Below are 12,762 nucleotides of genomic sequence, written 5' to 3'. Positions count from 1 at the left end.
TCTGTATTTGGATTTCAGGCCAACGCAGGCATGGCTGTACGGGGGATGATCCCGCCTTTGTGCTGGATCACCCGCCCGGCGAGACTGTGCCCGGCCCGGGCCGCTTCCCCGCAGCCATAGCCCTGCAGATAACGCAGCAGAAATGCAGCGTTAAAGGAGTCTCCGGCAGCGGTGGTATCCACAACCTGGCTGACCGGCTGGGTCGGTACCTGCAGGGTCTGTCCCTGGCTGGCAATCCAGCAGCCTTCTGCACCGGTTTTCAGCACCAGGGTTTCAATCTCATAGCGCCCAAGCCGTGCCAGACTGGCGTGAAGGTCTTTGTCACCAAACAGCGCCTGCTCGTCTTCCTGGGTCAGCAGCGCCACATCCAGCAACGGGTAAATCTTCTCCATCCACTCAATAGCCTGCTCGCGGCCGGGCCACAGGGCCGGACGGTAATTACTGTCAAACGCCAGTTTGCAGCCACGCTGTTTGAGCCGGATCAGGATGGCCAGCAACCGGCTGCGGTCTTCTTCACTCAGCACCGCCAGGCTGATCCCGGAAAGGTAAATCAGGTCATATTTCGCCAGGTTCCGCTCCAGGAACGCGTCCTGCCAGGCACTCATCCAGTCACGGGCGGCAGACTGGCCACGCCAGTAGAAAAACTCCCGCTCCCCGCAGGGACGGTTTTTGACCCAGTAGAGCCCGGGCATTCTGCCTTCCAGCCTGCGCACCGGACGGGTATCAATACCTTCGGCCTGCCAGGCCTGGATCATCTGCGCACTGAGCGGGTCTTCGCCCAGCGCAGTGAAATAACTGATCTGAGCCTGACGCTCGCCCTGACGGCATAAACGGGCCAGATAAAGGGCCGTATTGAGGGTATCTCCGGCAAACCCCTGGCGAAGCACATCACTGACTTCCTGAATTTCCACCATACATTCGCCAATTACCGCGACTTTCATACTCCACACCTCAATAACATCTGTGACGCCATCATAGCGGCACCAAAACATTTTTGAAAAGGCGTTTTAATTTATTCGATGTGCATTTTTCGAAATGTGTGACAGAGATTATAAAATGGCGTTTCAAAAATTCACATGGACCGCAACGGGTGATAATTTGGTCAGCAACAACGCAATGGGAGAGAAGAATAATGCAAGTGCGTCAAGCCATTCACAGTGAGCACGCCAAAACGCTGGACACGGAACAGCTGCGTAACGAATTTCTGGTGGAGGAGATCTTTTCCGCCGACCAGCTGACCATGACTTACAGCCATATCGACCGAATCATCTTCGGTGGCGTGAACCCGGTAAAAAAGCAGGTGGAGTTAGACCCGGAACTGGGTAAGAAAATCGGTGTGGACTATTTTCTGCAGCGCCGCGAGCTGGGCATGATCAACATCGGCGGCGACGGCGCGGTTATCGTCGACGGCGAGCGTTATGACATCGCTCATCAGGAAGCGCTGTATATTGGTCAGGGTGCCAAAGAGATTCTGTTTGAAAGCAATGACGCAGCGAATCCGGCCAAGTTCTACTACAACTGTGCCCCGGCCCACTGCCATTATCCGAACAAGAAAATCACCCTGGCGGAAGCCGCTCCGGTGACTCTGGGTGAAGCAGAAACCAGCAACCGCCGTACGATTTACAAATACATCGTGCCGGACGTGCTGCCGACCTGTCAGCTGCTGATGGGTCTGACCAAACTGGAAGACGGCAGCCTGTGGAATACCATGCCATGCCATACCCATGACCGCCGCATGGAAGTGTACTTCTACTTCAACATGGAAGACGAAGCGGCGGTATTCCACTTTATGGGCGAGCCACAGCAGACCCGCCACCTGCTGGTACACAACGAACAGGCCGTGATCTCACCGAGCTGGTCAATCCACTCAGGTGTGGGCACTCAGGCGTACACTTTTATCTGGGGAATGGTGGGTGAAAACCAGACGTTCACCGATATGGACCACATCGACGTTTCTGCCTTACGTTGACCGACTTCACCGGCATTGGCCACGTCCATCCCTTAGGACGTTTGCCGGTTTAGATACCCTGAAAATGGGTATAGCTGTTCGCCGGCGCATTGCGCCGGCATTTTTGTTTCCGTTTAACCGTGACTGACTAAGGCGTCAGGGCAGGAAAGTTAAAACTGCCTGCTTCTGAGTCACCCAGGGTGACTTCACCAATACTGGCAGCCGGGTTTGGAATGGTCAGGGAATCCAGGTTCACCGGATCATCGCCATCGGCATCACAGGAGAACGCCACGGTATAGCTGCCCGGTGGCAGGTTACCTATCTGGTACGATGGTTCATTACTGTCTTGCTGCCCCTGAATTACTACCGGCGCTGAAGTATATGGCGCAATGCTGCCTTCCGGCAGGGTGGAAGTGTAAGTTTCATCGTCCGGATCCACCATATCAATCAGCTTGGTCGCATCCAGACCAGTGCCTGAGTAGAGGTAAACAAAGTTGCCGCTCTCAGCCACACAGCTGCCTTCTGCCAGCAGGCTGGCATCCACCGTACCACTCAGTGACGCGGCAATATCACTGGCCACGATGCTTACGCCGTGAGGCTTGAGGATATAGCCGTTGTTATTACCCTGATTACCACGCATCACCAGCGACTGGCGCAGGTCAAACTCGATGGTAAAGGCCTGGGTTGGCTGCTCTGCGATAGTGATCGCGCCAAGTCTGAGTTTATTACTCGGCTGTTTAAGTGGCTGATTACCGCTGTTATCCACCACATAGTTGAGGCCATTGGTTGGTTCAACGTGGAGGATCAGGTTCTGATAACTGCCGACCGGAATATCCTGCCCGGCCAGAATCGAATCCACCGAGGTGCCCTGCACCTGAAGCAGGTCGATCTGCTGGTAATCATTATTGCCGTCGGGATCCACGTCGTAGATCAGGCTGTCACCCTCTGCAGGGACCAGTTCGATCTTATCAAACGCGATCATCACCACGCTGGCACTGTCGACCGGCGCATCCGACACCGAAAAAGAAACTTTGGATGTAGATACAGAGGATGCCCCCCCTGAACCATTACAACCGGCCATCATCAGTGCCGCCAGCGACACCGCCAAAACTGATCTGTTCATACTGCTTATCCTGACTGAGGTTCTCCTGTTAATTATTGACCAAATCATCAGTAATGCCAGTTCCGGCAGGCCGGAAAAGGAACCAGGACCACAAAAATCAGACATAAAAAAACGGCCCCAAATGGGGCCGCCTGAGATTCAGCTTTGGTTTATACCAGACCAAGGCGCGAACGCACTGCGTACTCACAGATATCTATCCGGCTGATGTCTTTGGGGATGATCAGCACGGTGTCGTTGCCACCGACGGTCCCCAGAATTTCTGAGTGAGGGTCGGTGTCCACCAGCCGGGCGATCAGCTGGGCGCTGCCCGGATGGGTTTTCACCACCACCATCGACTGGTTGTGGGTAATAAACTCGATCTGAGATGAAATAGAAGATTCCACCCGCACCGGCGCATTTTCCACCGTAATGCAGTACACTTTTTTACCCCGGGCGTTCGGGACTTTCACCACCCCAAGCTGGGACAACAGACGCGACACGGTCGACTGGCTCACTCCGGTAAATCCCAGCTCAACCAGCTTTTCACGCAGTTCGTTCTGTGTGCTGAAGCTTTGATTTTGAAGCAGGTATTTACATGCAGAAGACAGTTTCTGATCGTCGATCGTGACTGCTCTGTCTTCACATTCAATGGCGTTGCTCATGGCCGCTCCTCCAACATAGTATGACGCTCACACCCGACCGGCCTGCGGTTTGAATGTGACACGAGCCTGATAAGCCATCAATTTTACCAGCAATCCATAAACCGGTTTTTGAATAAGATCACCAAACAAAACACCACCCGGGAATATACAGATAAGATATATAACCAAATTCAAAACCGATCACAGAATTTATCCGATCGGCATACTGATTACACAAAAGTGATATGCGCCGGAATCTTATCAGCCTGACCGGCGCTCCGGCCAAGGAGCCGGTTCCTGTTTGCAGAGACCCAAAAAAAGGGGCAGCCAAACCGGCCGCCCCTGTTCTGTCAGTCCCATATGATCAGCGGGATTCAGTCATGATTTCGCGTGAGAACACTTTCTCACAGTAGTGACACTTAAGCTGTACCTGCTCTTTGGCAGTCAGAACTTTAAAGTGGCTCTCCACCGGCTCACCGTGGGAGATACAGTTGCTGTTCGGGCAGCTGAATACGCCATCGATACGCTCCGGCAACTCCAGGGTCAGTTTATTGACGACCTGGTACTCTTCAATCTGATTCACAGTCGCTTTTGGAGCGTACAGGGCCAGCTGGTTGGCCTGCCCCGGAGTCAGGAACACGTTCTCAATTTTAATCAGGTCTTTGGCACCCAGTGCCGATGATGGCAGGTTCAGACCGATAGTAATGCGCTCATCAGTGCGGTGCAGTTTAAACAGTTTGAGGATTTTAATCCCAAGGTTTGCCGGGATATGGTCGATCACCGAACCGTTGCGGATTGCTTCTACCTGCAGTTGATTTTGCTTCACCATGATTATCTCCCCGTATTATTAAACTGTTTCATTCAGAACAAGAGCCAGCAATGCCTGACGGGCGTAAACCCCGTTTTCAGCCTGCTCAAAGTAGTACGCATAAGGCGTTTTATCGACATCCGTGGTGATCTCGTCCACCCTTGGCAGCGGGTGAAGAATTTTCAGGTTGTCACGCACACCGGTCAGGGTTTCTGCGGTCAGGATGAAAGCCGACTTGATGTGCGCGTACTCTGATTCGTCAAAGCGCTCTTTTTGCACCCGGGTCATGTACAGAATATCCAGCTCCGGCGCGACTTCTTCGATGCTGTTGTGCAGGCTGTAAGTCATACCCAGTTCGTCGAGCTCTTCGCAGATGTAGTCCGGCATCGCCAGCACTTCCGGCGCGACAAAGTAGAAGCGCACGTTATTAAACTTGGCCAGCGCCTGAGTCAGGGAGTGAACGGTGCGGCCGTACTTAAGGTCACCAACAAACGCGATGTTGAGGTTGTCCAGACGTCCCTGGGTTTCGTAGATAGACAGCAGGTCGAGCAGAGTCTGGGTCGGGTGCTGGTTGGCACCGTCACCGCCGTTGATGATTGGCACACCGTTGGAGAACTCAGATGCCAGACGCGCAGCGCCTTCCTGCGGGTGGCGCATGATGAATGCGTCCACGTAAGATGAAATCACCTGTACTGAGTCAGCCAGTGTTTCCCCTTTCTTGGCCAGCGAAGTGTTGCCGCCGTTATCGAATCCGATCACCGTACCACCAAGGCGCTGCACCGCGGTCTCAAATGACAGGCGGGTACGGGTTGATGGTTCAAAAAAACAACTCGCTGCGACTTTATTACGCAGCAGCTCTGGAGACGGCTCCGCTTTTAAGCGGACTGCGGTCTCAACGACTAGTTCCAGTTCACTGCGGCTCAGCTCAGGAATAGAGATGATGTGCTTGTTGTATAACGGATTCGTCATGACGTTTCTTCCTCCATCGGATTTCGGGCAAAAAAAAGCCCTCTTTAAAAAAAGAGGGCTGATATAAAGGTTGTAACTGAGAAAAAACAAAGGGCCGGCACCACCTTCAGGCGGCACTGCAGTTTGGACTTGGCGCAAACGTTTACCTTGTTCATTTTTTTCTCTCAGCAGACAAATTGCGAAGGATTATACGCGCAAAAAAACGCCGCGCAACCCCTTATCTAAAGTATTCATTCATCGGATAATTATTCAAGAATAGTACAAATTTCAACCCGCAGCGTAAGCCCCGTCACAACAACAAAAAGCGGCGCAAAATGCGCCGCTTGTTCACAGAAGAGCGGAATTAATATCCGTCATTTATTCTGCTTTGTTTTACAAAATGGGGTTAGTCACCCAGGGTTGCCACCATCACAGCCTTGATGGTGTGCATGCGGTTTTCTGCTTCATCGAACACGATAGAGTAATCAGACTCCACCACTTCATCAGTCACTTCACAGCCATTTTTCAGCTCAGGGTATTCTTTGGCAAGCTGAGCACCAACGGTAGTATCTTCGCCGTGGAATGCAGGCAGACAGTGCATGAATTTCACGTGTGGGTTACCGGTCGCTTTGATCATTTCCATGTTCACCTGGTATGGCAGCATCAGTTTGATACGCTCATCCCATGCTTCTTTCGCTTCACCCATAGATACCCATACGTCGGTGTACAGGAAGTCACAGCCTTCAACGCCTTTCTGCACGTCTTCAGTCATGGTGATCTTCGCGCCGGTAGTCTCAGCGATGTCCAGACACTGTTTAACCAGCTCTTCTTCAGGCCAGAACTGCTTAGGCGCTACCAGACGGATGTCCATGCCCATTTTCGCTGCGCCCACCATCAGAGAGTTACCCATGTTGTTACGCGCATCACCCAGGTAAGCAAACTTCATTTCATGCAGCTGCTTGCCACGGCCGTGCTCCATCATAGTCAGGAAGTCAGCCAGGATTTGAGTTGGGTGGAACTCGTCAGTCAGGCCGTTCCATACTGGTACGCCAGCGTACTCACCCAGCTGCTCAACGATTTCCTGACCAAAACCACGGTACTCGATACCGTCGTACATGCGGCCCAGAACGCGGGCAGTATCTTTCATTGACTCTTTGTGACCGATCTGAGAACCAGATGGGCCAAGGTAAGAAACACAAGCGCCCTGATCAAACGCCGCTACTTCGAACGCACAACGGGTACGGGTAGAGGTTTTCTCAAAGATCAGCGCGATGTTTTTGCCTTTCAGACGTGGCTGCTCATAGCCGTTGTACTTGGCTTTTTTCAGCTCAGCAGAAAGCTCCAGCATGTGCTGAATTTCGCGTGGAGTGAAATCAAGTAGTTTCAGGAAGTTACGGTTACGAAGATTAAAAGCCATGGTCAATTCCTCATGTTTGGCGCCCTCCCCCACAATCTGCGTGGCGGGAGTGCGCATCGATATTGGTTTAGATAGTTGTTGTTTTGATTCTGTTGTTTAGTCGCGGGTGATATTAGTACCAGCCTGTCCCTGAAGGATACGCAGACCGTCTTCCAGTGCCCCGATACCCACGACTTTGCCACCCTGCTTGATGAACTCACACGACGCTTCGATCTTCGGTCCCATTGAGCCCGCATCGAACTGGTACTGACCCAGCTCAGAAGGGTTGGTGTGGCGCAGTGCGTGCTGGGTTGGTTTGCCCCAGTCCAGGTAAACCGCATCGGCGTCAGTCAGGATAAGCAGAGCATCAGCATTCAGCTGTTTGGCCAGGTAGGCCGCTGACATGTCTTTGTCGATTACCGCTTCCACACCCACCAGTTTGCCATTTTCGCGTTTCACCGGAATACCGCCGCCGCCGGTGCAGATAACAAGGTGTCCTGCTTCGACCAGACTGGTGATCGCTTCATGCTCGATGATGCCGGTTGGCTGAGGGCTTGGTACCACGCGGCGGAAGTGCTGGCCATCCGGCTTCACTGTCCAGTGGTATTTCTCTGCCATTTCGCGGGCTTCTGCTTCTGTATAAACCGGACCAATTGGCTTGGTTGGGTCTGCAAATGCAGGGTCACGAGGGTCAACCGTCATCTGGGTCAGCATGCAGGTTGCGTTGATATCAGGCATCTGGTTTTTGAATTCCTGCATCAGCATGTAGCCGATCATGCCCTGGGTCTCACTGCCCAGTACGTCAAGCGGGTATGGATTTACTGCTTTGTATTCCAGTCCCTGCAGTGCCAGCAGGCCAACCTGAGGACCGTTTCCGTGCACCAGTACCACGTTGTACTCTTTTGCGATTTCAGAAATGGTTCTGACCGCTGTTTCAATATTCTGACGCTGTACTTCTGCTTCCAGCGGCTCACCACGACGCAACAGGGCATTACCACCAAGTGCTACAACTACTGTTTGTTTGGTCATCTTTCTTATCTCTGCTGTGGGCCAGAACCAGGGCTCTGGCCCGTATTACCGGAAGACGGGTTATCAGATACCGTCACGCTCAATAGGACAGCTCATGCAGCGTGCGCCGCCACGGCCACGGCCAAGTTCGTCGCCAGGGATTGGCAGAACGGTAATGCCGGCTTTGTCGTATTTCTCGTTGGTGTAAGTGTTGCGCTCGTAACCGATAACCACACCTGGTTTCACAGTCAGTACGTTGTTCGCATCATTCCACTGCTCACGCTCAGCTTCGAAGCTGTCACCACCGGTGGTGATCATGTTCAGCTGGCCCACACCCAGTGCTTTTTCGATGGTGTGGATGTAAGAGCTCTGCTGGGTCGCTTTCACTGCGCCGGTTGCGTCGCCGGTCAGGCTCCAGCAGTTCACGTCATCAGGGATAACGTTCGGGTAGATAGAGAAGGTATCTTCACGCATGTGGGTCATTACAGTATCCAGGTGCATGCATGAACGGTCTTTTGGCAGTTCCAGCGCGATAACTTCTTTCGCCTGACCATGTTTGAACAGGCTTGAAGCCAGCTGCTCAACACCCTGAGCTGTAGTACGCTCAGACATACCAATAAGCACAGCGCCTTTACCGATAACCAGTACGTCACCGCCTTCAATAGTAGAGCGGTCGTAGTTGCGCTCTTCATCGCCGAAGTACTTGATAAAGTCCTGACCAGCGAAGGTTGGGTGCCAGCGGTAAATCGCACGCAGATGGTTGGTTTCTCTCTGACGCGCCACTTTAGCCATTGGGTTGATAGACACACCGCCGTAAACCCAGCATGAAGTGTCACGGGTAAACAGGTGATTTGGCAGCGGATCGATGATGAAATCAGTCGGCTTGTGCATCGCCTGCAGCATGGATGAAGAAGGCATTGGCATTTCACCGAATGACAGACCACCAGTCAGGATTTTAGCCAGCTCCAGATTTGGCAGGTCGCCCAGGTAGCAGCGCACGTCGTTAGCGAATGCAGGGCCGAAACGGTAGTTGCTGATTTGCGTACCCAGCAACCATTCTTTCGCTTCAGGCACTTCCAGGGTTTCAGCAAGCAGGTTAGTCAGCAGCAGAACTTCCACGCCCTGGTCACGCAGGGTCTTGGCAAATACGTCGTGCTCTTCACCCGCACGGTCAACAGCCAGCACATCATCAAACAACAGGTCGTGACAATTTGACGGGGTAAGATGAGTGAGGGAACGGCGAGGACGGTGAATCAGAACGCGGCGTAATTGACCTACTTCAGAACCTACATAGAACTTACTCATGATCGTATCTCTCTATCTTTCTGTTGCCTCTCTATGGAGAAGCAATATTATTTTGCAGGAAAAAGGTATATGGATTTGTTTATCCATTTATTTGTTCTGGAATTAATATTACGCCTCACCCACCTTTATTCTTAGACATCAGTCACAATTTATTTTTAATTAAGAATCACCCCAAAACAGCCCCAAATAACAATCTTTATTCAGTTAAAACCCGCCACTAACGCATATAAATATGCCACCCAAAGGGAAGTTTAATCACGTTTTCACGCCAAATCGCCCCCACTATGCAAGTACAGAGGATTCCTATGCGCGATGAATAAAGTGTAAAAACGAAATCACTAAGTTATTTATGCAAAAATTCTGTCTAGTCAGATAATTTCTTTACGCAAAATAACAATATCTCAACAGGTTTTTACCTGTAAAGTCTACCTGGATCACATTTTTACCGTGCTACGGGTTAATTTTAGTTATCCGAACAATAAAAATAATTAATCCAGATATTCAGGCAAAAAAAAGGCATAAAAAAAGCCACCCGAAGGTGGCTTAATTCAATAATTCATTCTGTTATTACAGCAGAGCCTTACAGCATCGCACCGATACTCAGCATGATGATACAGAATACGGTCAGGATACCCAGCAGCGGCGCAACCCATTTCACCCAGCGCACATAAGGCACCCGTGCGATCGCCAGACCACCCATTACTACCGCAGAGGTAGGCGTAATGAGGTTCACCAGCCCTGAAGCAGACTGATACGCAGTGATCACCAGATCACGTCCCACACCGGCAAAGTCAGCCAAAGGCGCCATGATAGGCATGGTCAGTACCGCCAGACCGGACGTTGATGGCACCAGGAACGACAGCAGCAGCTCAAGGAAGAACATCACGTTGATGAACACGAATGAGGACAGGCCTGTCACCATCTGCTCTGCAGAGTAGAGAATGGTGTCGGTGATCATACCCCGGTCCATCACTACCACGATACCACGGGCGATACCAATGATCAGGGCCACGCCCAGCAGGTCTCTTGCACCATCAATAAAGCTGTTAGTGAACTCTTCTTCGCTCATGCGGGCAACAATACCCACCAGAATCGTTGCAGCAAGGAACATGGCCGAGATCTCTGCCATCCACCAACCAGCAACGGATACGCCGTAGATCATCACACCAAATGAACCGCCGAAGATGGCCAGGATCAGTTTGCGTGTACCGGTAAATTCAAGCTGCTCTGCACCGTGGTTACCCAGGAAGTGCGCTTTGTTTTCTTCGTACTTGTCGTAAACAATCGACTTGCTCTGGTCTTTCTGAACCATGCGTGCATAACGCATTACATAAGCCACACAGATTACCCAGCCAATCACCAGCATAGCGATACGCAGCATGATACCGTCAGTAAACGGAATCGAGGAGGCGTTCGCTGCAATAACAGTTGCAAACGGGTTAATGGTCGAGCCCAGCACACCGATACCTGCACCCAGAAGAACGGTAGCAGCCGCAACCAGCGGGTCAAAGCGCGCAGCCATCATAACCGGTACCAGCAGGGTATAGAATGGCAGGGACTCTTCAGCCATGCCGTAGACGGTACCACCGGCTGCAAACAAAGCCATCAGGATAGGGATCATTAACTCTTCCCTGCCCTCCAGACGCTTGGTCACCCGCTCGATACCTGCGTCAATCGCGCCGGTCTTGGTCACCAGACCAAGGAAGCCACCGATAACCAGGATGAACAGAGAAACGTCAATCGCGGCCGCTTCGTAGCTGTTGTGGTCATAGAAACCATCAATCGGCGCAAGGAGTACGTCGATAACCCCCTGAGGGTTACCTTCCACTGCCTGATAAGTACCGGTCACCGGTACCTCGCGCCCAAGCTCTTCATTCATCTGGCGATCGTACTGACCTGCAGGAATAATCCATGTCAGCATTGCCACCAATGCGATTAATATAAATAGAATTGTATAAGCAGAAGGGAATTTAAAATTTGCGAAAAAACCGCTTTTTTTGTTTTCAGTAGGTACAGATTGTGTTGTCATAGCTCTCTCCTTACGCTTCGCGTATGGGCTAATGTGTCAATTAGCGACAAACTAATATTGGCGATATAAAGCATCCTTTCAGATATTAAAAACAAACCATGAGGCATTATTATTAATATATTCCTCATAGTTAAAAGCTGATTTTAATATCAGTTCAGCAACACTCTAATTAACAACCATTTTAATCAGTCAAACCGAAGACAACTTTGCGTCCCTTCACAAAACCAAATTAGTTAAAACCCCTGCCAAAACAGCCCCAAAACACCCAGAGATACTTTGGTATTTTCCGTGGATTAAAATTCAGAATATTCACGGTTCCGGGGTAAACGGATGCTGAGAAACGCTGACCACGCTCCGGAGCCGGAAAATTTATTCACAGCCCTTATTCAGACTCAAAAATCACTTATCGGGCAAAACTATGACCTGAATCAATTATGCGTCCTGGCAAAAACCGCCTTTCAGCCTCTCTGCGCTCTGAAAGCCACGCTGTGAGGGCGGTTCCACTTACTGAGTAAAAGAACAAAAGAAGGTACAGATCGGCCTTATGAGGCCACCAGGGAAGCAAAATTTAAGTGGTTCAGGTCCGCCTGCTCTGCCTGGCCACAGATGACAAAAACCTGCCATCTCAGGTGTGATTATTCAGAGATAAAAATCCGATAGTTTGCAGCGATTTTTCGAGTGTGGTTCAGATAATTGAGATCTTAATGGGACAGAGCCAGATCCTGGTAATGGGGGATTTACTCATCAAGTCCCTGCTTCTACGATCTCAGGACGAAAAAACCGCTGTTTTCACAACGGTCTCTTTAATGTGGCGGAGCCAGAACGAGGTATAGGGGGATTTGTTCTTCAAATCCCTGGTTCAGCGATCTCCAGACGAAAAAAAACCGCTGTTTTCACAACGGTCTCTTTAATGAGGTGGAGCCAGATCAAGGCATAGGGGGATTTGCGCTTCAAATCCCGGCTTCAGCGATCTCCAGACGAAAAAAAACCGCTGTTTTCACAACGGTCTCTTCAATGTGGCGGAGCCAGATCCAGGTATGGGGGGATTTGCTTCAAATCCCTCTGACCACGATCTCCAGACGAAAAAAAACCGCTGTTTTCACAGCGGTTTCTTTAATGTGGCGGAGAGATAGGGATTTGAACCCTAGATACGCTATTAACGTATGCCGGTTTTCAAGACCGGTGCTTTCAACCACTCAGCCATCTCTCCACAATTTGTGTGTTCTTAGCGTGATGACACTAAAAACGATGTTCAAAGCCTGGCGATGTCCTACTCTCACATGGGGAAGCCCCACACTACCATCGGCGCTATTGCGTTTCACTTCTGAGTTCGGCAAGGAATCAGGTGGGTCCACAATGCTATGGTCGCCAAGCAAATTCTTTAATTCGGAAAGCTGTTTTTAAGTTCTGTATTCACACAATCAAGTTTTCGTTCTTGCTTTGAGTCCATCAAAACCCCTTGGGTGTTGTATGGTTAAGCCTCACGGGCAATTAGTACAGGTTAGCTCAACGCCTCACAACGCTTACACACCCTGCCTATCAACGTTCTAGTCTCGAACAACCCTTCAGGACACTTA

Annotated in this window: 10 protein-coding genes, 1 tRNA gene and 2 rRNA genes; 1 reads left to right on the top strand and 12 read right to left on the bottom strand. The window is 51.0% G+C overall.

From position 1 onward, the window contains the following. Positions 1-14: 14 nt before the first annotated feature. The gene (locus ACVB80_RS20750) at positions 15-941 is read right to left on the bottom strand and encodes a sugar kinase (protein WP_481083194.1); all 927 of its coding nucleotides are present in this window, start codon (positions 939-941) and stop codon (positions 15-17) included. A 191-nt stretch (positions 942-1,132) separates the two neighbouring features. Between ACVB80_RS20750 and kduI the strand changes: the two genes are divergently transcribed. Continuing rightward, positions 1,133-1,969, top strand: a complete 837-nt coding sequence (gene kduI / locus ACVB80_RS20745; RefSeq protein WP_481083193.1) for a 5-dehydro-4-deoxy-D-glucuronate isomerase — start codon at positions 1,133-1,135, stop codon at positions 1,967-1,969. A gap of 127 nt (positions 1,970-2,096) precedes the next feature. On the opposite strand, the gene ACVB80_RS20740 is transcribed toward kduI, so the two are convergent. The 11 genes from ACVB80_RS20740 to ACVB80_RS20690 all read right to left on the bottom strand — a co-directional run. Further along, entirely contained in the window at positions 2,097-3,071 is a 975-nt protein-coding gene (locus ACVB80_RS20740; RefSeq protein ID WP_481083192.1) for a DUF4382 domain-containing protein, read from the bottom strand. Between the two features lie 149 nt (positions 3,072-3,220). Further along, the gene (locus tag ACVB80_RS20735) at positions 3,221-3,712 is read right to left on the bottom strand and encodes an arginine repressor (protein WP_481083191.1); all 492 of its coding nucleotides are present in this window, start codon (positions 3,710-3,712) and stop codon (positions 3,221-3,223) included. 343 nt (positions 3,713-4,055) lie between these two features. Next, positions 4,056-4,520 carry an aspartate carbamoyltransferase regulatory subunit gene (pyrI, locus tag ACVB80_RS20730; protein WP_481083190.1) on the bottom strand — a complete coding sequence of 155 codons (465 nt, stop codon included), beginning with the start codon at positions 4,518-4,520 and terminating at the stop codon, positions 4,056-4,058. Between the two features lie 18 nt (positions 4,521-4,538). Further along, the gene (gene pyrB / locus ACVB80_RS20725; protein ID WP_481083189.1) at positions 4,539-5,468 is read right to left on the bottom strand and encodes an aspartate carbamoyltransferase; all 930 of its coding nucleotides are present in this window, start codon (positions 5,466-5,468) and stop codon (positions 4,539-4,541) included. Between the two features lie 385 nt (positions 5,469-5,853). Then, complete coding sequence (locus ACVB80_RS20720) at positions 5,854-6,864, bottom strand: ornithine carbamoyltransferase (RefSeq protein WP_481083188.1); 1,011 nt, start codon at positions 6,862-6,864, stop codon at positions 5,854-5,856. Positions 6,865-6,960: 96 nt separating this feature from the next. After that, a complete protein-coding gene (gene arcC / locus ACVB80_RS20715; RefSeq protein ID WP_481083187.1) occupies positions 6,961-7,872 on the bottom strand; it encodes a carbamate kinase in 912 nt (303 codons plus the stop codon). Positions 7,873-7,935: 63 nt separating this feature from the next. After that, positions 7,936-9,156, bottom strand: a complete 1,221-nt coding sequence (gene arcA / locus ACVB80_RS20710) for an arginine deiminase (protein ID WP_481083186.1) — start codon at positions 9,154-9,156, stop codon at positions 7,936-7,938. Between the two features lie 580 nt (positions 9,157-9,736). Beyond that, a complete protein-coding gene (locus ACVB80_RS20705) occupies positions 9,737-11,185 on the bottom strand; it encodes a YfcC family protein (protein WP_481083185.1) in 1,449 nt (482 codons plus the stop codon). Between the two features lie 1,119 nt (positions 11,186-12,304). Further along, positions 12,305-12,395, bottom strand: a tRNA-Ser gene (locus ACVB80_RS20700). Positions 12,396-12,442: 47 nt separating this feature from the next. After that, positions 12,443-12,558 (bottom strand): 5S ribosomal RNA (gene rrf / locus ACVB80_RS20695). A 97-nt stretch (positions 12,559-12,655) separates the two neighbouring features. Further along, positions 12,656-12,762 (bottom strand): 23S ribosomal RNA (locus tag ACVB80_RS20690); the annotation flags it as partial.

Source organism: Vibrio sp. 9-16B-A1 (genome assembly GCF_056726165.1).
The sequence above is the reverse complement of the archived record's forward strand: the minus strand, read 5'-3'. Positions and strand labels throughout refer to the sequence as shown.